This is a genomic window from Citreicoccus inhibens (assembly GCF_019039035.1).
Taxonomy (GTDB): Bacteria; Myxococcota; Myxococcia; order Myxococcales; family Myxococcaceae; genus Citreicoccus; species Citreicoccus inhibens.
In genome coordinates this window covers 30,643-51,047 of record NZ_JAHNZT010000046.1, presented here as the reverse complement: position 1 = coordinate 51,047, position 20,405 = coordinate 30,643, and the positions used below count along the sequence as shown (strand labels likewise).

Annotated in this window: 14 protein-coding genes and 1 pseudogene; 5 read left to right on the top strand and 10 right to left on the bottom strand. The window is 64.1% G+C overall.

Annotated features, from left to right (window positions below):
- Positions 1-147: 147 nt before the first annotated feature.
- Entirely contained in the window at positions 148-477 is a 330-nt protein-coding gene (locus KRR26_RS32685) for a transposase (protein ID WP_217081745.1), read from the bottom strand.
- A 65-nt stretch (positions 478-542) separates the two neighbouring features.
- Positions 543-902 (bottom strand): annotated as a pseudogene (locus tag KRR26_RS32680) (transposase); the annotation flags it as partial.
- 46 nt (positions 903-948) lie between these two features.
- On the opposite strand from KRR26_RS32680, the gene KRR26_RS37900 reads away from it, so the two are divergent.
- A complete protein-coding gene (locus KRR26_RS37900) occupies positions 949-1,302 on the top strand; it encodes a transposase (RefSeq protein WP_407931752.1) in 354 nt (117 codons plus the stop codon).
- Between the two features lie 200 nt (positions 1,303-1,502).
- Here the strand turns inward: KRR26_RS37900 and KRR26_RS32670 are convergent, their stop codons facing one another.
- On the bottom strand, positions 1,503-1,940 hold the full coding sequence (locus tag KRR26_RS32670; protein ID WP_236069416.1) for a hypothetical protein: 438 nt from the start codon (positions 1,938-1,940) through the stop codon (positions 1,503-1,505).
- Between the two features lie 668 nt (positions 1,941-2,608).
- Positions 2,609-5,203 carry a VCBS repeat-containing protein gene (locus KRR26_RS37730; RefSeq protein WP_217081742.1) on the bottom strand — a complete coding sequence of 865 codons (2,595 nt, stop codon included), beginning with the start codon at positions 5,201-5,203 and terminating at the stop codon, positions 2,609-2,611.
- A 1,601-nt stretch (positions 5,204-6,804) separates the two neighbouring features.
- On the opposite strand from KRR26_RS37730, the gene KRR26_RS32660 reads away from it, so the two are divergent.
- A complete protein-coding gene (locus tag KRR26_RS32660; RefSeq protein WP_217081741.1) occupies positions 6,805-7,026 on the top strand; it encodes a hypothetical protein in 222 nt (73 codons plus the stop codon).
- 389 nt (positions 7,027-7,415) lie between these two features.
- On the opposite strand, the gene KRR26_RS32655 is transcribed toward KRR26_RS32660, so the two are convergent.
- Both KRR26_RS32655 and KRR26_RS32650 read right to left on the bottom strand, forming a co-directional pair.
- The gene (locus tag KRR26_RS32655) at positions 7,416-8,741 is read right to left on the bottom strand and encodes an RHS repeat-associated core domain-containing protein (RefSeq protein ID WP_217081740.1); all 1,326 of its coding nucleotides are present in this window, start codon (positions 8,739-8,741) and stop codon (positions 7,416-7,418) included.
- A complete protein-coding gene (locus KRR26_RS32650) occupies positions 8,738-9,946 on the bottom strand; it encodes a transglutaminase-like domain-containing protein (RefSeq protein WP_217081739.1) in 1,209 nt (402 codons plus the stop codon). Before KRR26_RS32650 ends, KRR26_RS32655 begins: the two co-directional genes overlap by 4 nt.
- Positions 9,947-11,226: 1,280 nt before the next feature.
- Here KRR26_RS32650 and KRR26_RS32645 point away from each other — a divergent pair.
- Together KRR26_RS32645 and KRR26_RS32640 are read left to right on the top strand one after the other, a co-directional pair.
- The gene (locus tag KRR26_RS32645; RefSeq protein WP_328707247.1) at positions 11,227-13,392 is read left to right on the top strand and encodes a M13 family metallopeptidase; all 2,166 of its coding nucleotides are present in this window, start codon (positions 11,227-11,229) and stop codon (positions 13,390-13,392) included.
- Between the two features lie 136 nt (positions 13,393-13,528).
- Complete coding sequence (locus KRR26_RS32640) at positions 13,529-15,979, top strand: ADOP family duplicated permease (RefSeq protein WP_217081737.1); 2,451 nt, start codon at positions 13,529-13,531, stop codon at positions 15,977-15,979.
- Between the two features lie 268 nt (positions 15,980-16,247).
- Here KRR26_RS32640 and KRR26_RS37895 read toward each other — a convergent pair whose 3' ends face one another.
- The 3 genes from KRR26_RS37895 to KRR26_RS32625 form a co-directional block, all read right to left on the bottom strand.
- Complete coding sequence (locus KRR26_RS37895) at positions 16,248-16,688, bottom strand: integrase core domain-containing protein (protein WP_407931751.1); 441 nt, start codon at positions 16,686-16,688, stop codon at positions 16,248-16,250.
- Between the two features lie 424 nt (positions 16,689-17,112).
- Positions 17,113-17,577, bottom strand: coding sequence for an SRPBCC domain-containing protein (locus tag KRR26_RS32630; RefSeq protein ID WP_217081735.1), 465 nt, complete (start codon positions 17,575-17,577; stop codon positions 17,113-17,115).
- A 10-nt stretch (positions 17,578-17,587) separates the two neighbouring features.
- On the bottom strand, positions 17,588-17,953 hold the full coding sequence (locus KRR26_RS32625; RefSeq protein ID WP_217081734.1) for an ArsR/SmtB family transcription factor: 366 nt from the start codon (positions 17,951-17,953) through the stop codon (positions 17,588-17,590).
- A 77-nt stretch (positions 17,954-18,030) separates the two neighbouring features.
- Here KRR26_RS32625 and KRR26_RS32620 point away from each other — a divergent pair, with 77 nt between their 5' ends.
- The gene (locus KRR26_RS32620) at positions 18,031-18,459 is read left to right on the top strand and encodes a hypothetical protein (protein WP_217081733.1); all 429 of its coding nucleotides are present in this window, start codon (positions 18,031-18,033) and stop codon (positions 18,457-18,459) included.
- Positions 18,460-18,596: 137 nt separating this feature from the next.
- Here the strand turns inward: KRR26_RS32620 and KRR26_RS32615 are convergent, their stop codons facing one another.
- A complete protein-coding gene (locus KRR26_RS32615; protein ID WP_217081732.1) occupies positions 18,597-20,096 on the bottom strand; it encodes a YCF48-related protein in 1,500 nt (499 codons plus the stop codon).
- Between the last annotated feature and the right edge of the window lie 309 nt (positions 20,097-20,405).

Below are 20,405 nucleotides of genomic sequence, written 5' to 3'. Positions count from 1 at the left end.
GCGCACCTCCTCGTGCGAGGGCGCGGCAAACTCGGTATCGTCCACGACGGGAACTCCTCGGCTCCCCTGCCAGGGGGAGACCGTCTCGGTTGGTTTCTCCGAGGAGCTTCCCTCTTTCCCGCTCACCCCTGTTCGCCGACTACACACTTATAGGGACACGACCAAACCCGGTGCGTTGCCCTCCAGCAACTGCGCCTTCTCTTCCAAGAGCTCGTTCTTCATCAACTCGCCCACCATCGCCTTCAGCCGCCGCACCTCATCATCCGCTGGCTCCGGCTCGCGGCTCTTCAGATTGGCCTCGGCTCCAGCCAGGAACTTCTCCCGCCACTCGCTCAGCACCGCGGCGGTGACGCCCAGCTCCCGAGACAAGGTGTCGAGCTCCTCGCCCTTCAGCAGCCGGAGTACCGCCTCCTTCTTCCTCTTCGCTGAGAACCGTCCACGCTCCGACGTCCTGTCCTGCTTCTGCTGCTTCTTCACATCCACCTCACGGGGGGGCGTTTATCCCCCAGAGAGGTGTCTCAAGAAATCGTGGGGCGGAGGAGTGCCACGCCGGCCGAGTGCGTCCCCTTCTTCGGAAAGCCCGTATCGTCGAGGACGAACGCCTCCAGTCCCGGCAGTTCCCGCTCCAACTTTTGGCCCAGGCGTCGGAACACCTCCGCATCGGACCATCCGCTGATGACGACGCACTCCTGAAGCCGCTGGCGCATCGCCTCCGTCTCCGACGCGTCATCCACCAGCCGAGCCGCCATGGGTTGAATGCTCTTGCGCTCGCCGTCGAGCAGCAACCCCGTCACGTACGCCGCCATCGCGGCGCGCCGCTCGGGGCGGCCCATGCCTTCCACCATCGAGTCGAGGTACTCGCGCAACTCCTCATCGAGTCGCTTCAGCGTCCGCCGGTCCATCGCGAACGTAGATCATGATCGACCGGCGGCTTCAACAACCGACTAAGTGGTACTAGGAGGACGAGTTGGACGTGCACCTCACCCCCAATGCGGGGAGCGATTGGATGCTGCCCAGAGAGCGGCGGAAACTTGTCACTCCGGCCAACAACCAGAAACGCTACGTCGCCGAAGCGCTGAACTCGCGCACGGGCGAACTGACGTGGGCGAGAGGGGGCGCAAGACGGGCGCTATCCTCTTCGAACTAGTGCGCGCGGGGAGCGAGGCCCACCCCCAAACCAGGCGCCTACACTTCATCTTGGACAACGCAGCCACGTACTCCAGCAAGAAGGCACTGGCCCAAATGGCTAGGCGAGTCGTGCTGCACTTCCTACCGCCGTACTGCCCCGAGGGGCCGCATTGAGTGAGCCTGATGGGACGTGCACGCCAACGTCACCCACCACCACCGGCGCAAGACGAGCCCAGCGCTCATGGCCGAGGTGAACGCCTACCTGGGAGCTCGCAACGCACAACAGACGCAGAGCCCGATGCTGCGCGTTGGCTCTACTCAACGCGCGGCATGAGTCCGTTCGAGAATCGCGTTCGTCGTTTCGTACGAGCCGGTCACATCAGAGTGAACCACCCGTGCTCACTGTCGTAGATGAGGCCACCGCCGTTGGAGAACTCGTACACAATCGTAACGCCGCCATTGTGGTGCACGTAGATCGTGATGTGGATTCCCCCGACATCGGTCTCAAACTGGCCGACCATCACCGTCACCGGCTCGGTGCCGCCCGGCGGCGTGTAGTCCGGCAGATGGCTGTCGAGCACGCCGGTGAACTCGAATGTCGAGCGCTGCACGGCATCGACCGCGCGCGCGCTTTCCGCCTGGGTCACCGAGTGCGGCGCGAGCTTCGGCGCGCGCCTCTCAGCGATTGCCTGTCGAACCTCCGCCTCGCTGGTGCTTCCCACCGTGTCGAGGAGCACCTCTCCGCCCGTCGCGGGGATCGCCCATACGCAGCTCGGAAATCCGTTCGGCGGCGAGCCCTGCTCCGTGCACACGGTGCTCTGGGTGGGCGATGCAGCGAGACTCGGGCGAGAGAGCATTGCCAGCACAGCCAACGTGAAAAGCGATAGGGTCGTTCGTGTGCCCATTGGGGCTCCTGGGGCGGGCGCCGCATCGGTGGCACCCGTGTTTAGTCAAGGCGACGGAAGTGGAGCGGCGAACTGCCGCTTGTCCCGCCACGGCAACAGGCAGGCCCACACCGGTGTGAGCCTATCCCAAGACTTAGCATATCCATGAAATGCGAGCTTTCCAAGCAAATAACACCCCAGGAACAGCCCCTCCGTCTGGCCGGGCGTCACTTCGCCAAGGAAACACGTAGTCGCAAGCCGCGGATTTCGCGGCAGAGACTCATCCCAGAACGCATCGAGTCCGAATGCAGTCAACTCTCTGGCATCGCGCTATGCAGGTTCAACCTTGGCAAAGGGCCGCTTCACCTGCTTGCCATCGCTCTGGCGCTCGAGCGTAACTGTCTCGGCCTTTGTGTCGATGGCCGTCACCGCGGCGGGGAAGGTGCCTCGCCCCTGCGTGTAGCGGACCTCCTACCCCTCTGCTTCCGCGCGCTGGCCCAGACTGGGCCAGCGCGCCCTATCACTAAGCGGCTCCCAACGACGTCAACCAACTCGCTGAGCAAGCTGCCGAAACGTGCGCCACGGGTACCACGGGGTCAACGTGCGTCGAACCTCGCCGCCTGCGGCACGAATGAACTGCCGTTGCTCAAGGCGACATACCAGCGGCCCAACGTGGTGCGCTCGCGGACGATGAGGTCCGCCTTTCCTTCCTCGTCCCCGTCGACGTCCGCGACGAAGAGGCGGAAATCGCTACTGTTCACGGCCCAGCCTGAGAGCCAAGGCGTGGGTTGCTCCTGGAACGCCAGTCCGGTGCTGAGGGCCACCTTCCAGACCTTGCCGCCAGTACGCTCCTTGGCGATGAGGTCCGCGCGGTGGTCACCATTCACGTCCGCCACGAACAAGTCATGGTCCGCACTGCTGACCGCCCAGTTCGAAAGGGCGGTGGGCTGAGCCATGAAACCCGTTCCGGTATTGTGCGCGACGTACCAATTACCGGGCGAGTTCTTCTCTTTGGCAATGAGGTCCGCCCGGCCGTCACCGTCCACGTCCGCGACGAAGAGGTCATACGCACTGCTGACGACTGCCCATCCAGAGAGCCAGTTACCAGTCACCGGAACGAACTGTGTCCCAGTGTTGAGGGCCACCTCCCAAGTGCCAGGAGACGTCCGCCGCTTTGCCACCAGGTCGGCCTTGCCGTCCGCGTTCAGGTCCGCGGCGAAGACGTCATAGTCGCTGCCGACAGCCCACCCCGGAGTGGCGGAAAGCCAAGCGGAGCCGGTCGGAACGAAGCGCGTTCCGTCGCTTATCGCAACGTCCCACTCGCCATTGACACGGCTCTGCGCGACCAGGTCCTTCTTGCGATCATTGTTCACATCCACCAGGAACAGATTGTAGGCGTCACTGACGACGGCCCAGTTCGTCAGCTTCGCGACCTCCGTGAAGGTAGGAACCAGCTTCACTTCGCCCGACTGCTTCGCGATGGCAACGCTCCCCCAGCGGCCTGGGTACTCGCGCTCCTTGATAATCATCTCCACAGAACGGCCATCCCCTCCCGGAAGGGCGGTGCCGTCGGGCTTTGTGTCCGTGAAGGCATCTCCGAAGAAGACGTCGAAGTCGGCCCCCTTGTCGCAATCCGCGCCAAAGCCAGCGCCATCACTCGATGCCAGCAAGTTTCGGGTGAACTGCTGGAGCCGCGAGTCGACCCGCGAGATGGCGGGACCGCCCAGGTTTCGCAGCGTGGACCAGTCATCCAGACCCCAACTCCAGAGCATGCTCATGCCGGCGACGACGTGGCCACTCGTTGCTGAGGGGCGATACATCACGAGGTGAGTAAACTCATTGCCATATGGGGTGGGAAATGCCGACGCCCAGGCGGGGTCGTCGGAGAAACGCCCCTGCCCCAGTGGAAGAAGGCAGGCGGTGGGGCTCATTCTGAACAACAGGTTCGGATGGATGGAATCCGCCTCCCATCCGAGATTGCCCACGCGGGTGGTCGACGAGGGAAGCGTGGGGCCGATGACCACGTCTCCGGCCGCGGTGATGCCACTGCCGAGGCTTGGGCGAGCGGCGACGGTGTTCGTGAAGAACGTGAGGGGGAGTTCAAACGTGTTACCCGCGGGATTGAGGGGGTACTGGACGCCCAACAGTTCCTGCTCGGGCTTGTTCACGGGAGGAGCCCGGAAGTAGGTCGTCGTGAGCTGGGGCGAGACCGACAAGAGCGGGTCGGCGCAGTTCGCCGCTGCGGCTGGGACGATGATTGCGCTCCGGCAAGCAGGCGTTGAGGTCGCCGTGTCCGTGGCGCTCTCCTTGTAACCCACGATGATGGGGCCCGGATTGCCCGTCGGGGAGGCCTCATAGCGGATCTGCCAGTAGCCGGTGTTCGCAGCCATTGCGAGGAGGTTTCCGCCCCGCGCGACGAAGCCATCCAGACTGTTGCGTGTCGCCATGTCCCAGTATTCGCCGTGGCCAGAGATGATGGCGGAGCGTCGGGCAGCCAGGAGATTGGGGAAGCGCGAGACGTCATAGTCCGTGGCCACCGAGTACGGCAGGTTGTTCTTCTCCAGAAAGCGGAGCAGTGGAACATCCGTTTTGAAATGGTCCGGAATGTTCCAGGACGGCCGCGCCATGGAGACCTTGGAGGCCCTCGGTATCGAGTACATGCTCAGCTTGGGGCACTTCGTCCAGGCCTCGCAAGTCACCCCATTAGCGGGGTCTTCTGGGTTGTACAGCGTCTCCCCCCAGGGATTGTAAACCTCGTTCGTCGTCGGGTTGACGATGACGAGGCGCTCCGTGGACGCGTCATTGCGGACAACGAACGTCGCCAGGGTCTCAAGGGGCTTCTTGGGGGGCACGGGGTTGGGGGTGATTCTCACGAAGTACAGGCCCGACGTGAGCGCGGAGACCGGGGGCTGCACGGGCTGCGTCCACGCGCATTCCACCAATCCGTAGTCCGTCTCTTGTTGCCGGAGGGCCTGATATCCGGTGACGGTGGTCGGCGTTGCGATGCCGCATCGGGGCTGGGCAATCGGGCCGTAGGCGGTCGACAGCGCGGTGTCCGAGTCGAAGACCACCTGCGCGCCCGCACCGCCATACCAGCCAAGTCGGTAGATGCGCAGCCGGAAGGACTCGGGGCTCTGGACGTAAATGCTGGGGAGCTCTCCCGTGTTGATTGAGTAGGGCGCGACGTACACGCCTCTGGGCGCGACAGTGGGCGTGGCAGAATCATAGTGACCCTGCCGAAATGTCGCGGGGGTGATGAGGTCTTCCCACCCATCGGATTGGGCTTGGCCAGCCACGGGAACTGCGACGAGCAAGCTCAACAGAAATGAAAACACATTGCGTCTATTCACATTCTCTCCAACATCAGTGCTCGATACGCCCGGTGCGTATGAGTCCGGGCTCCAACGGGCGGAGTTGATTAGTCCCACGCCCCGAGGGGCCCGAAGAGGACCCTAACAGGCCTTGATGGGAATACCGTCCTTCATTCCTCAGAGTTATTGGGAGAGGCGCTGGAGGACCTCTCAGTGCCTTGGCGACAGGCCACGGTGAATGTGAAAGCCCCGAGTCCCCCAAAGCAAGCTCGCGGATGGCAGCGCCTTCGATGCCTTGGGGGCCCCTCCGTCGATCATTGCTGGAGGGGCCCCGCCCGGACACTGCGGGGCAGCGAGTCATTCAGACGAAGGCATGTCCTCGGGGTTGCGTCACCCTTGCTTTACGCCCCCATTGAGCCAAGGCTCGATGGGGCTGAGAAACACCAACCGGGACACATCACGAAATGAAGAGGAGACACAGCCGCCCACGTTCCATTGGGGGTGTGGCCCCCATTGCGCCGCCGACCATTTCCGAACTGTCCCCCAATGTCAGCCCCAACAAGCGCTCCGATTGAGCGATGGCTCACGCGTCTACTGAATCAGGCCGCCTCTACCTTCGCAAAGGGCCGCGCCACCTGCTTGCCGTCGCTGTCTCGAGCCAGCGTCACCGTTCCTGCCTTCTCGTCAATGGACGTCACCTGAGCAGTGAAGGAGCCCCCCCCTGCTTGTAGCGCACCTGCTGCCCCGCCTTGAATGGAGACGACCTTCAAGAAGCGCGGGTCTTCGATCCACGCGAGCGCGGAGAAGCGCGGGATTGGAAGGCCGCGCAGGGGCTCTCGAGGTGCCGAAAACTAGCGACTGGGGAGACTTGGGCCACGCTGGGCTGGAAGAGTGGACGAGATGAGCGTCCTGGGGGGATGCCAGGCCGCAGGACAACTGGAGTCGCTACCTCTGCGCGACAGGCAGCAACAAGAAGCGCCCGTGTCACGAAAGCGTCCACCCAGAGGCCTGGGTGCACGAGCTTCGAGAGCGAGAGTGCCGTCATTGCAGGGAGCGATTCTGGCTCTGTCGGAGGTGCGACAGGGGGCAGGCCTATTGCCGTGAAGTGTGCCGCGCCCTGGCGCGCAGAGCGCAGTGGCGCAAAGCAAGCCGCGCCTACCGGGCGAGCCTGCTTCCTGTCGAGGTGCGTCGTGACGCGGCGGCCCGCAAAGCCGAGCAACGGGCACGACAGCGAGCGCGGAGAGTCACACATCCAGGTTCAGTCCAGGCGGAGGCGAGCGTAACGAGAGTCGCACGTGTGCCCCGCGAGTTGGATGAGCCAGCCGCCCGGCGCCGTCTGGAGGTGGCTCTCTATGTCTTCACCGCCGCTGTGGCTGACGCTCGAGGCACATACCCCATACACCCAACTGCTTCTCTCCGTGCCCAGGCAGGGCACCGTCCTGAAGGCGCGCCTTCCGCCTGTACCGGCAATGACTCCAGCCGTGTCCCTGCTGGTGGAGTCCCTCAGTGCCTGGTACGGCATGCCCCTCTACGCTGTCGTCGATGCGGACGCGCAGGAGGCCCGCGGGCAGCCTGGGTTGTGGGCGAAGCTGTTGGGGGATTTGGCCTTCAACCCCAACATCGCCGTGGAATGGACTCGGCTGCCCCTTCCAAAGATCACGCCGATGACGCCTCGTCGTTTAGCTCGACACCGGCGCCTCTGACTCAACCACATATCGCTCACGCTCAAGCTCAACAGCATCAAGCAATACGCGCCCCCGAACGCCCTCGGGACCAACCCTCAACCACGAATACGGACTGGGCGAGTCATCCGAAACCAGGAGATCGCATCCAAGATCCGCAGCAAATCCACGAAGAATCACATCCTCTCCCCCAACCTCTACTGGCCACCACTGAGGAATAATCGAAAGACGCATCGGGAATTGCCCCGCAAAGTCTCGGACAACAACCCAAACACGAGTCCCCTCAGGCAAAACCTCCTCCAACGACGCAGAAATCGCAACCGCACCAGCACCAACTCCGAATCGACTCGCAACAACCACACGAATCCGATCCAAACCAACAATAGAACTCAGGAAAAACTCTTGCCACCTCATTGAGCGATCCCGAGCGCAGCCCGCACTGACCGGGCATATTCGATATCAGCCGGCGCAATATAGCTCAGCCGACTAAACTGCAGAGCCGCAGCCGGAGTGCCATCGCCAAGCTCATTAAGAATCCCAAGCGCCTTATACTGCGCCCGCGTCATAGGACATACCCTACCCGCCCCATTCCCACCAGACGCAGGGAATAGCGTCCGATTCCTATTCCCCTCAATCACATACGTGCGACCCTTGACCACGAGCTGGTTCTCGACCCTCTTAGCATATCCCGCGCGAATCCACTTCATATCCTCAGCAATCACACCAGGACCAACCACCGTATTCACTTCCTTGGCAGTACTATCCATCCTCACACTCTGAGCCCTGTGCCGGACGTTCGGCATTCCGTACGTAACCGGCGCAGGCATCTCAACTCCTGGGGCGGCATCCAGCATAACCGTATAGTTTTCAGCTCCAACTGCAGCATCGACAACTGAGGATGCCGGCGTCCAGTTGGCGGCCAAGCTTCGCTCTAGTGTGGAGGTTTGCGCCCATGAGCTATCCAGCATCACGTGCTGCTCAAAATTGCTGGCCTCTCGCGCAGCACGACTCTCCGCAAGGTTAGAGAGAATACGCTCGCGTTGGGACAGAGCCGCTTGAGCTTCAATAGCCCACGCCTCCTCAACTGCCACTGCACGAGCCACCTGCCTCGCCCTGCCCAACGTCACCAGGTTGAAGGCAGTCAAACCACAAGACATCGTGGCCGCCTTCCCCATAGAAATGTCGTCGCCGCATTGGTACGCAGTTCCAAACGTACCCTCGGCAGTAGCAGTCAGCGGATCAACAATCTGCTGGTCACCAGGGTTGTGCCCCTTCGATGAAAAGAGTGACAGCGCCGCCCACCCCAGAATCACCGGCCTAGAGAGAAAAGCTGGCGCCGTAATGGCTGTTACGTAAGCATTACCGATAGCGCACGCCGTCTCATTCCCTGCGGAACAGTCTTCACGCATCGCCCTGAAGCCGTGATTGGCGCAGGTAGAGCCTCCTCCTTCTAGACAGGCTTTCTCGACGACAGGGTCCCTATAGACACCATACCCATCATGAGTTGCGTCCCGACCATCCGGATCCGTGTACTGGAGCGGGTTCCCATTCGCGTACAGCCACGCATGGACGCTGGTGGGGTTTGGTAGGCGCTGTTTCGTCGCGAGGATGTCACCGAGGAGCGGGTCCTCAGAGAGAAAGCGGCCAGTACCGGCATCATACCAACGTGCGGATGCCGAAAGCGGCAGTACGCACAGCAACGTCAACAGCAGACGAATCCACAGGACTCGCTTCATTCAGGATCTCCCAAATCCAAAGGCTTGAAATCCGCGCAGCGATTGCCGGGCGCAGGGCCACAGAGGGCCGAGCAGACCCTTAGGACGTTCCCTGGGTGGCGTGACGCTCGCTCAAATATGCCGGGGTCTACAGCAAGCGCGAACTGAATGGGCTTTCCTCCAGGCGCGAACAGAGTGGAGACATTAAAGGGACGGGGTGATGGCTTCTTCGCCGCCATCTCGGTGCCGCCCAGAGTGGACACCTTCTTCCAGTAGTCAGGGGCGAGCGGGCCTGGCGCTCCCAGACGAGTCGCGGCCTGGGCGTAGTTCAAGGCTCGCCGTGCGGCCTCCATGACACGAGGATTCTTGTGGGAAGCGGCCTTCTCCCCCGGCGTGCGGACCGAACTCCCGATGGCGGCCTCGTAGTTGTAGACCATTGCCAGGTTCCAGTTTGCAGCCATGCTGCGAGGATGGGCTGTAAGGGCCTGCTCGGACAGTCGCGCGGCAAGGCCGATGTTCCAGTCATTCATGAGGCGGGCGGCCACCTCGGCAATGAGGGCGCCCAGCAACTCCCTCTTGGAGAGCGAGCGCATCATGGCGCCCGAGGAAACGGCTTCCTGGGAAATCTCCAAGTCCAGGATGATTTTCTCGTCGCTCGCCTCACCGCCCCCGGAGGTTGCCTCGATGTTGGACTGGTACTGTCCTTCCTGGTAGCGCAGGAAGAAGTGGTGCGGGGCCTCCACCATCGCCACCGGGTAACCGAGCCTCTCTGCCACTGCGTACCAGAGGACGGGCAGCGAGACACAGTTGCCCTTCTTCGTCGACAGGAGACGCCAGAGAGACGAGGCGTCGAGCCGCGCCCCCAATGGGTCATCCTTGTCGTATGCGAAGCGGCTCTCTCGGTATAGAATCTGGTTGACGGCCCGGATGCGGTAGTCCGGGTCAGTTCGCCCCCCAACTAGGGAGCGCACCTGTCCCGACAGAAGCTCGATGCGCCGCCGGCCTTCGGTGACGTCCGTGTCTGGGTCCATTAAGGCCCCCAAGAGCAGTGCAGCATCGCCAATGTTGAGCCGATCCTCCGGGAGTGCGAGCAACTCCTTCACAGTCCGTACCATCGGTGGCTCCTCGGCCGCCACGGAACGAAAGGGCAGCAAGAAAAACAGGACTACCGTGAGAAGGGTGTCTGCACGCGAGTAACGAAAGCGGGTTTGTACTTTTTGGGACATGGCGTCTCCACTACCGCTCCTACCACGGCATGAAGTTGCCCCGGATTCGTGGAGTGGAGACGACCTTCAAGAAGCGCGGGGCTTCGATCCACACGAGCGCGGAGAAGCGCGGGATTGGGGGGCCGCGCAGCGGCGCTCGAGGTGCCGAAAACTGGCGGACAGGAAGCCTTGGGCCACGCTGGGCTGCAAGAGTGGACGAGATGAGCTGCCAGGCCGCTGGACAAATGGAGTCGCTACCTCTGCGCGACAGGCAGCAACAAGAAGCGCCCGTGTCACGAAAGCGTGCACCCAGAGGCCCGGGGGCACGAGCTTCGAGAGCAGAAGTGCCGTCATTGCTGGGTGTTTATCCCCCGGAGAGGTGTCTCAAGAAATCGTGGGGCGGAGGAAGCCCACTTTCATTGGGAAATCGAGACCATGAAGTGACCTGCACTTGGCCACCATCCGCCGAGTCTATTCCTGGCCGTCTGCATGATGTGCCCCCGTCCCTCGTGCCTCTCGCTACGAGAGTCCCGCGGTGCTGCGGGATGCCTCCAAGGAGCCGTCCTCCCCCGAACCCCCTCCTGACCAACTACACGCGATTCGGGACTTGACCGAAGCTGGAGGAGTCTCAGGTACGCGTGGGCAAGCGCGTGTGGCTGCCCATCCTTCGCGTCCGTCGGTACATGCAGTCCCGACAGGCGCTGTTGGAGTACTCCCCCACCCAGTTCTTCAAGGAGGCGGAGCAGGACCGGCCTGACGGCGGCCCGTCCCCAGAACGTGACGGTGGAGGAGTTCACGTCCACGCCGTCGGGCGCGGCCATCTTCGACTTCGACGGTGAGGCGCAAATTGGCACCTCGCCCACGAAGCGGGTGCTGCCTCGTACCAAGGCGTCGGTGCTGCACTTCCAGCTCGCAGGGCACCAGGACGAGGAGCGAACGCTGGATCGCAGCCAGCTCGCGGTGACGGCGGTTCAGCGCGTGAACGTCCGGTGGGGCCGGTGCGCACCGCACAGCCGACCCGACCGCCGAAGCCCACGATGCCCACCGACAGCTCCCCGGGCATCGGCGGCTTCAAGTAGGCCGGGGTTTGAATCCCGCCCCCGGCAACGTCTATACGCAACACCTTCCAGCAGGGCTCAATGGCAGAGCACGCGGCCGTCAACTGAACCGACCTACACGAGAGCGGATACGCTCCAGCGGTCTGGCGCACAGCGCCCAATTCCAGACCTGGGACTTCGATTCCCAATTCCGGGGCGTCTGCCGAGGCGTTCATGGCGAGCGAAGCCCATCTGGCTTGAGGCATGGGTTATGCAGAGAGAACAACCATGCATCCTTCCCTCTTTCTCTCTCAACCGAAGCCCCGCAGGTGCAAGGCGCGCCCAACACTCCCCTTGGGTGCAGTCCTTTGTGTCGTGCTGACGCTGTGCATTGGCACTCGTGCGGACGCGGGTGACTCCGTCGAACTCAGCCGGTTCATGTCGACCCTCGCGGACCCGACGCTCGACCCGTGCACGGACTTCTATCAATACGCGTGCGCGCGCTGGCTCGGCCAGAACCCCATTCCCGCGGACCAGGGCTTCTGGACCACCACCTCCAACCTCAAGCTCTGGAACCAGACGGTGCTTCGCGAGACCCTGGAGCGTGCGGCCAGCCCCGCTCCATCGCCCTCCCCCGTCATGCGACAGGTCGGCGACTACTGGGCGGCGTGCATGGACGAAGCCGGTGTGGAACAGGCGGGCCTGGACTCGCTCGCCACAGACCTGCGCCGCATTGACGGCATGCGAAGCAAGGCGACGCTCGCGGCCGAGGTCGCCCGGCTGCACCTGTCCGCCCCGAACTCAACGGGCGGATTCAACATGAACGACACGGGGACTCCCGCAGCGCTCTTCGGGTTCGGTCCCACGCAGGATTTCGTGGACTCCACTCTCGTGGTCGCGGCCATCGACCAGGGAGGACTGGGGCTCCCCGGTCGTGACTACTACGTGTCGGAAGCCCCCAAGCTCCTGGAGCAGCGCGCACAGTATCGAGAACACGTACGCAAGATGTTCATCCTGGCCCGTGCATCGCCGGAGCGCGCATCGCGGGACGCCGACGCTGTCCTTGAAATCGAGACAGCGCTCGCCCTGGCCTCCATGGATCCCGTCGCGCGACGGGACACGAAGAATCTCAACAACGTGCGCACGCTTGCACAGGTGACTGCGGCGACGCCGTCCTTCAACTGGGCGATGTACCTCAAGGCCGTGGGCGCGCCCGCTCCTCGTCACTATGTCGTGGCGACCCCTCGTTTCCTCGACGCAGTCGAGCGACTGATTCAGGGCGAATCCCTCAGCCACTGGAAGGCGTATCTGCGGTGGTGGGCCCTCCACGGCAGGGCAGATGCGCTTCCCAAGGCGTTCGTCGACGAGAACTTCAGCTTCTTTGGGCGCGTGCTCTCTGGGGCCCGGGAGTTGCGCCCGCGCTGGCGCCGCTGCGTCGCATATGCGGACAGGGACCTCGGCGAGGCCTTGGGACAAGCCTATGTGAGTCGCGCATTCCCACCCTCGAGCAAACAGCGGGTGGAGGCGATGGTCGAGAGGATCGAGAAGGCACTCGATGCCAGACTCGACCAGCTCGACTGGATGACCTCGGAGACACGCACGGCGGCGCGAGTCAAGCTCCAAGCCATTGAGAGCAAGATAGGCTACCCGGCGCACTTCCGCGACTACTCCCACGTCAAGGTGAGCCGAACGAACTTTCTCGACAACATCGCCCAGGCGGCTGCCTTCGAGGTCCGCCGGCAGCTCGCGAAGATTGGAAGGCCTGTCGACCGCGCGGAGTGGTCGCAGACCCCGCCTACCATCAACGCCTACTGCGACGCGCAGCTCAACTCCATCAACTTCTCCGCCGGCATGCTCCAGCCGCCCTTGTTCGACGCCTCACTCGACCTCTCCGTCAACTACGGTGCGATTGGCGTGGTGATTGGCCACGAGATCATCCACGGGTTCGATGACCAGGGCCGCAAGTTTGACGGACAGGGAAACCTCCGCGACTGGTGGACGGCAGATGATGCGAGGAAATACGACGAGCAGGTGGCCTGCATCGCGCGGCAGTACACCCGGGAGTTGCCCGAGTTGGGCGTCAAGACGGACGGGCGGCTCACTCTGGGGGAGGACACCGCCGACAACGGAGGGGTTCACATCGCGCTCCTGGCGCTCCAGTCCGCGCTCCGGGAGGAAGGAAAATCGCTCGATGACGTTGGCGCCGACGGACTCACCGCCCGTCAGCGCTTCTTCCTCTCCTTCGCCTTCTCCTGGTGCTCCGCAGATCGCCCGGAGACCGCTCGCCGCCACGTGCTCACCAACCCCCACTCACTCCCCAGGTTCCGCGTGAACAACCCTCTGGCGAACTCCCCCGATTTCCAGGAGGCTTTCGCTTGCAAGGCGGGCACACCCATGTCGCGAGGCGCCGACGCCTGTCAGGTGTGGTGAGCGCGATGCCGGCAGCGTGGCGTTCAAGGTGTCCGGCTCCGGGACATGAAGTTCTCACTTTCAGCACACCTTCCGTGTGAGACTCGACCCTGTTCGTCGGCAGGGCTCTGGCATGACGACTGCAGGTTTCATGGGTATGGAATTCTCGCGATTCTTGGACGGACTGCGGCAGGACTTCACCAGCGTGAGGCGGTTGCTGACGCACAGCTCTGGGTTGTCGTTTGTGGTGGTTGCCTCGCTGGGGCTTGGCCTCGGGGCCACCATCGCGGTCTTCGGGTTGATTGATGCCGTGATGCTCCGCCCGCTGCCCGTGACCAGGCCCGAGCAGCTCTACGCTGTCGGCCGCAACCTCCCGGAGCGGGGCTACCAGAGTGGCTTCGCGCCGGAGCTGGTGGAGGGCCTGCGGCATGAGCGGCCCGCGGGCGTGAGCGCGATCACGGGTCTCTTCGCGGAGGATGGCTCCCGCTTGGTCGTGGGCACCGGCAGCGAAGCCGAGATGGTGTCGAGCCAGTTCCTCGCGGGCAACGGGTATCAGGTGCTGGGCGTCCGGGCACAGGCGGGCCGGCTGCTGAGCGAGGAGGATGACCACCCGGGAGCCGAGCCGGTGGTCGTCCTGAGCGACGCCTGGTGGGCCCTGCGTTTCGGACGTTCTCCTTCTGTCATTGGCACGACACTGGTGGTCGGAGGCATTGCTTCAACCATCATCGGCGTCACACCGCGAGAGTACTTCGGGCTGGCCCGCGGTGACAGGCCGCCACAGGTGACTCTGCCGCTCTGGCTCCAGTCCCGGCTGGGATTGAATGACCATCAGGCAGGGGTGGTGGTGCGCCTCGCGGAAGGGGCCACACCGCAGACAGCCCTCGCGGAGCTGTCCAGCCTCCATGACGAATTGCTAAAGCGCCATCCCAGCGCGGACCCGAGCCTGATGGCTGCAAGGCTCGAGCTGCGAAGCATTGCCCATGGTGAGAGCTTCGCGCATGAGGCGCTGCGACTCCCCCTCCTGCTTCTCCTGGGGATGGTCATGTTGATGTTGCTCGTGGCCTGCGGGAACGTCGCGAACCTCCTCCTCGCACAAGCGATTGCTCGGCGGCGCGAGCTGGCGGTGCGGCAGGCCCTGGGGGCCCGCTCCGGCCACATCGTGAGGCAGCTCCTGGTGGAGAGCGGGGCCCTTTCGGGGCTTGCCGCGGTCGTGGGGCTCCTCACCGCCTGGTGGATGGGCGATGGGCTTCTGCTCTTGCTCAGCGAGGATACGAACTACGAATCCCTGTCGTTCCATCCCTCCGCGAGGGTAATGCTGTTCTCCATACTGGCCGCCGTCGGCACGACCTTCCTATGCGGGTTGTTCCCTGCCCTGCGCGCCACGCGCTCCGACACGGTCCAGGGCATCCACCGAGGCCAGGCCGGTGGGGCTCCACGCTCGCGCTTCGCGCGGGCCCTGGTGGTGCTTCAGGTCGCGCTGTCAATGGTGCTCCTGTCCGGCGCGGGACTGCTGCTGCGCAGCGTGAGGAACATCGAAGGCGTGCAGCTGGGATTCGAGCGGGAGCAAGTGCTGCTCGCGAGCATCTACCCGTCGCTGCTCGGCTATGAGCAAACGCGCGAGGTCGCGTTGTACACCCAGCTCGCGGAGAGGCTGGGAGCCCTGCCCGGCGTGCGGGCGGCATCCGTGTCGAGAGCCCCCTTCTTCGGTGGATACTTCGAGCGGCGGCTCGATGAGGACGGAGCGGGAGGGAGCCCCTCCCGGGTGTCCATCAATGCCGTTACGCCTCGATTCTTCGACACCATGGGGGTGGCACTCGTCGCGGGCCGCGACGTCGACACCTCCGACTCCGCCGGCGCGGCACGCGTCGCGGTGATCAGCCAGAGCCTTGCCCAGCATCTCGCCCCCGGGATGGGTGCGCTGGGGCACGTGGTCCGGCTCAGCGGCGGCGGCGAGCCGTTGACGGTGGTGGGCATCGCCAAGGACATCCGCCCAGCCCTCCGAGATGACGCTGGCCGCACGCGATGGGCGATCTATGTGCCGCTCACCCAGGCGTCTGGGGAGTTGCTGGGGCAGGCAACCATCGAGGTCCGGACACAGGGCGCCCCGCTGTCGTTCCTTCCCGCGCTCCGCAAAGAAGTCGAAGCGCTGGCGCCCGGCCTCCCGCTCCTCTACGTCAGGACCCAGGACGACGTCGTTCGCGCGGACTCCTCGACGGATCGTTCACTCGCACTGCTGGCAAGCACCTTGGGTGCATGCGCATTGGTCCTCGCGGTGGTGGGGCTCAGCGGCGTGTTACTCTACTCGGTCCGGCAGCGCACACGGGAGCTGGCTGTCCGGAGAGCGCTGGGCGCATCCGCGTGGTCCGTGGCGAGTCTCGTGCTGCGTGACGCGGTCCACCTGGCAGGCGTCGGCCTGGGGCTTGGCATTCCTGTGGCACTCGTCACGGCGCGCCTTGGCCGGAGCGTCCTCTTCGGCGTCGCTCCGGATGACCTCCTTACGCTGAGCGCGGCAACGGCGCTGCTCTTCGTCATCTGTGTCGTCGCGAGCCTTCGCCCAGTCATCCTCGCCGCGCGCCTCCCCGTGTCCGAGGCACTGCGAGCCGACTGACAGCAGGGGTTCAAACCACCTCGCTCCTCCTGTGTATTCTGATCGCCTTTGCCTATCCAAAACTCGGTCACCGCGTCATAAACGCGTCAAGGCACCATTCGTCCTACAGCCGTAGATTGAGACGAGCGCTGTGAGTTCGGTAATGGCAGAAGATGGCGACGGCTTGATGGTGGCGGCGCCAGCGACTCCAGGCCAAGACGTGCTCAATTGGGGCGACGGCGCGTCGGAGCAGGGCCAGCAGCAGCCCGCGCACCTCTTGGACGGAGAATCAGACAAGGAGAGTCAATGCAGGCCGCGCCGACCGAGAAACGCCCGCATGGGGTTTCTTCGCGTCGGCAGGCCGAGGGCTTTTTGGGGGCAAACCCTTGGAGTTGCCCCCGTCAAACCGGACACGGTCAGAGGGGTGGGCTGCTCGTCGGTACTCGATAGGGGAACGCATCCTCAGACCCTTGTGAGGGTGCACGTGATTGTAGTCGTCGAACCACGAGGTGCACTGCCGTTGCCGGCCAACTGATGAACGTGGGCCATGTCGCCCACCAGTGACGAATTGGCCTGCGGCGCAACTGTGCCCAAGCGGCCGAGCCGCAGTCGCGAACTCGTGACGCTCGCGCCAGTTGCTGCGCTCTCTCCCCAAGCGAATAGCCTTGAAGTAGCAGTCGCAGTTCGCGACCGCACCACGTCCACACTGGTGCTGGAGTGGCTGGCACACGTCAACCGGAGCGCAACACCCGGCGCCTGCCTCCACACCCCATGCAGGCGAGTACGTCGAAGTCGAACTTCCTCCCCAGCGATTCGGCCCAATCCACTCGCAGCGTCCTCTGTTTCAGCCCCTCCGTTCTGGCCGCCACCTTCTCCCCTGCGTTGGGAAGAGTCGCCTCATGGACGGCGAACGGATCGGCGTGCAGATGCTCCGGCTGACCTACGTCCCCGCCTGACATGCCCCGCTTGGAAGCCAGTCGACAACTGGCGCAGGAGCTCGATGGCGCGGCGTTCCCTCTTCGTCGCCAGCGTCATGGCGCAGGCGTTGGCCCTCGTCTCCGCGAGCAGCCCTGGTTCGCTTGGCTTCACTCTCTCGTCGCCGAGGAGCGAAGAGCCAAGCGGCTGCTCGCGGGAACGAGGACTCCATGCCCGTCCTAGCTCGCGCCCAGGGTGACGAGGAGCTCGTCCAGCTGCTGGAACGTCTCGACCAGCGCATCCGCCGCTCCGGTGCCGGCAGCATCGAGAGCTTCCTTCGAGTTGTAGAGCTCGCTCACGACCAGCAGCGTCTTGCCCCCTTCTTCCTCGAAGGTCACCGTGGTGACGGACCCATTGTCGCCACCTTCCTCATTGATCCAGACGAGGCGCGAGTGCGGTGTCACTTCGGTGTACCTACCGAAGAACTCCATCCCTTGGCCGAACACCAGACGGTACGTGCCCCCGGTACGAACATCCATCTCGCAGGCAATCAGGGTCATTCCCATTGACTTCGGCAACCACCACTTCTTGAACAGCTCGGGCTTTGTCCACGCCTCGAACACAATGCGTGCCGGAGCATTGAAAGTTCGCGTGACGACGGTCTCACGCTCGGACTTCCGCTCCACAGTCGTACGGTTCTTCATGGGTATGGGCTCACTCTCTCTTCTTACGTCCATCGACCTGCCCCTTCCGTTTCAACTCCTCGACAACCTTGTCCAACTCGTCGAAGCGTGCCTCCCAGAGCTGGCGGTACCTGTCGAGCCATGCCATCTCTTCCTCCAGTCGACGCGGGCCAATCTTGCAGGTCCGCACGCGCCCGACCTTCTCCGTGCGCACGAGCCCGGCCCGCTCCAGGACACCGACATGCTTCTTCATGCCCGTGAGGGTCATGTTGAACTTCTCGGCGAGGTCCGAGATCGAGGCCTCCGCACGCCCGAGCTGCTCCAGCACGCCGCGTCGGGTGGCGTCGGAGAGCGCGGCGAACGAAGCATCGAGGCCGGCATCTAGGTACTGAACCATGTGGTTCAGTATCTAGTATACGGACAGATGGAATGTAAAGGCAGTTTGAGCGCGCGCTGGCTGAGCAGCCCGCGGTGGTGTCGTACGTCTACCTGAGCCAGCCCATCGAGCCCGAGGAGTTGCTCGCAACGGTGGCCACCGGCCTGCGCAGCCGCCGCGCAGAGAAGGAGGCGCTCATCACGGCAGCGCGGTTCAGGGAGGCCGACCAGATGGAAGACGAGGTCCTCGTGACGCTCGCGCACGAACTGCGCCCTCGCTGGCGTCCATCAACATCACTGCGCAGAGGCTCGGCCAGCCGAACGCAATGGTCTGTACCGCACCTGATTGTTGAGACACCAGATGGGCAGCAATCAGGCCGCTTGCCGTTGCATGAGCTCTCACCGGGCCTGAGTCGGCGAGAGGCAATCATAGCGGACCATCCGCTTGGAGGATGGCTTCGTCCTCGGAATGCAGTCGCGCACCATAACGGCCGCAGTGATGGAGAGGGATTCTGGCTTGTGAAGTAGGGCGCCGAGCACGTGCTCGGCGCCAGCCGAGTTTAGCAGGCGCATCCGCGACCACCCTCAGGGGCGGCGACGATGTCGATGCGCGTCTCCGTCCCTGAGCCGGGCTGAGGCCCAGCCCCGGGGTCAGGCAGCGCCACTCAGCGCGAAGGACCTTCCAACGCGCGGGCCGCGGCCTCGTACACACCGAGTGAGCGCGCATAGCCCTCGGCGCTCGCCGTGCCGGACGAGGTTGCTGCACCGACGAGGTCCACTCGGATGAGTGGCCCACAGCCAGCAGCCTCGAACTCCACGTCCCGCTCCTCCGGCTCCTTCAGCGAACAGGACCACTCGATGATGGTTCTATACCGGGTGGTGGAGCGACAATCGAGCGGCGCCTCCTTTCGCGTGGCGGCGTCCACCAGCGTGCGGAGGATGCGCTGCCCCTCGTCACGACTCAGCTTGCGGGAGCGGACCTCGAGGGGCGTCTCTCCACCGCCCGACCGGCCCAAGAGCGTCGCATCGCCCTGCGAGAGCTCCAACTCCAATTGGCTCGTCGTGCCGCCAAAACAACCGGCGATATCGAACCGCACCTTCACCACGGATTCAGGCGCAGTGAGCAGGCAGTGAAGCGGTGACTCCAATCCATCAGGGGAGACGCCGGTCGCCACGACGAAGTCATAGTCATCCAGCCACGCACAGCTCCGCTCCCAGGTGCGGCCGAGGTCCGAGGAGAGGAAGAGACTCTCGGCCTGCGTCTGTGCGAAGAGCCTGCCGTCCTTTGCGAGGGCCAGGGTGCGCAGGGGAGCCTCGGGGACGCGGCCCACGGAGAACCAGTTGCGGCCCTGGTCTTGGGACCGAACGATCTGGTCCCCCTTCCAGCCGAACCACCCGTACGGCCGGCCCGAGCTCACGCCGTCGAGCGGCGTGAGGACGCCAGAGCCTGCAATGGTGAGCGGGGAACTCCTCTCGAGGCGGCCGGCCACATAGGTGCTCATGAAGTCGCCACGAATCAATACCACCGTGTCGTCCCCCATCACCTCTGCATGTTCGTCGAAGGATGGCATCCAGGTGTTCACCGGAGCGCCCGTGTCCATCACCCCCACGGTGACGAGCCGCCGGCCATTCTCTTGCTTCCTGACGCTCGGGGGCGCTTCATCCTCTCTGGGCACGAAAGGCCGGGTGTGCCACGTCTTCCCGCCGTCCGTCGTCTGGAAGCGACCTGCCCTGCCCTCAACCCATGCCACCTGGGGTGTGAGCAGAGCCACATGGCGCAAATCCCAGGAAGGTGGCGTTTGCCCCCCGCTCAGCATCGGGTCCGTCTGGCCGGGAGACTCCATGCGACGCCATGATGCCCCTCCGTCCTCCGTCGCCCACAAGGAGCCCTTCATCCCCAAGGCCCAGCCACGCAACGGGCTCAGGAAGGAGAGGTCCATGCAGCGGTCATCCTGATCGAAGGGAGCCCCCTTCAGCTGCTCCCAGGAGGCTCCGGAGTCATCGCTGCGGTAGATGTTCCCGGACGAGCCGCACAACCATGTCCGCCCCTCGGCCCGCTCCAGGTCATAGACCCAGAGTTTGTCATCGAACGGAAGCTTCACGCTGCCCCAGGTCCGCCCCGCATCGGTGGTGCGCAGCACCTCCGCACCCATGTACCCCGCCATGACACCAATCCTGGGTGTCAACCAGACGAGGAAATCGACTTCCGGGTTGGTCTGCGACCCGTTCGAAGGATCTCGGGAGTCGCCCCCCCTGCCACGGCCCCCGTCGCCTCCACATCCTCTTGCCAGGAGCGGCCGGCATTCGAGCTGCGGAACACGTGGAGCGTCTTGCGTGGGTGCCCCGTCCCGACTTCAGACCCCACCCGGGACAGCGCCCACCAGTCCGCGTCCGTGCGCCGGCTGATGAGCGCCAGGCTTCCTGCGTCCACCTCGCGGACGCCCAGGTCCACGGAGGGGAGCGACGACTCCGCC

Bases quoted from the DNA above. Each gene is read 5' to 3' on its own strand.
- KRR26_RS32655 (WP_217081740.1), bottom strand. From the start codon at position 8,741: ATGAAGCGAGTCCTGTGGATTCGTCTGCTGTTGACGTTGCTGTGCGTA.
- KRR26_RS32650 (WP_217081739.1), bottom strand. From the start codon at position 9,946: ATGTCCCAAAAAGTACAAACCCGCTTTCGTTACTCGCGTGCAGACACC.
- KRR26_RS32645 (WP_328707247.1), top strand. From the start codon at position 11,227: ATGGGTTATGCAGAGAGAACAACCATGCATCCTTCCCTCTTTCTCTCT.
- KRR26_RS32640 (WP_217081737.1), top strand. From the start codon at position 13,529: ATGGAATTCTCGCGATTCTTGGACGGACTGCGGCAGGACTTCACCAGC.
- KRR26_RS32630 (WP_217081735.1), bottom strand. From the start codon at position 17,577: ATGAAGAACCGTACGACTGTGGAGCGGAAGTCCGAGCGTGAGACCGTC.
- KRR26_RS32625 (WP_217081734.1), bottom strand. From the start codon at position 17,953: ATGGTTCAGTACCTAGATGCCGGCCTCGATGCTTCGTTCGCCGCGCTC.
- KRR26_RS32615 (WP_217081732.1), bottom strand. From the start codon at position 20,096: ATGGCGGGGTACATGGGTGCGGAGGTGCTGCGCACCACCGATGCGGGG.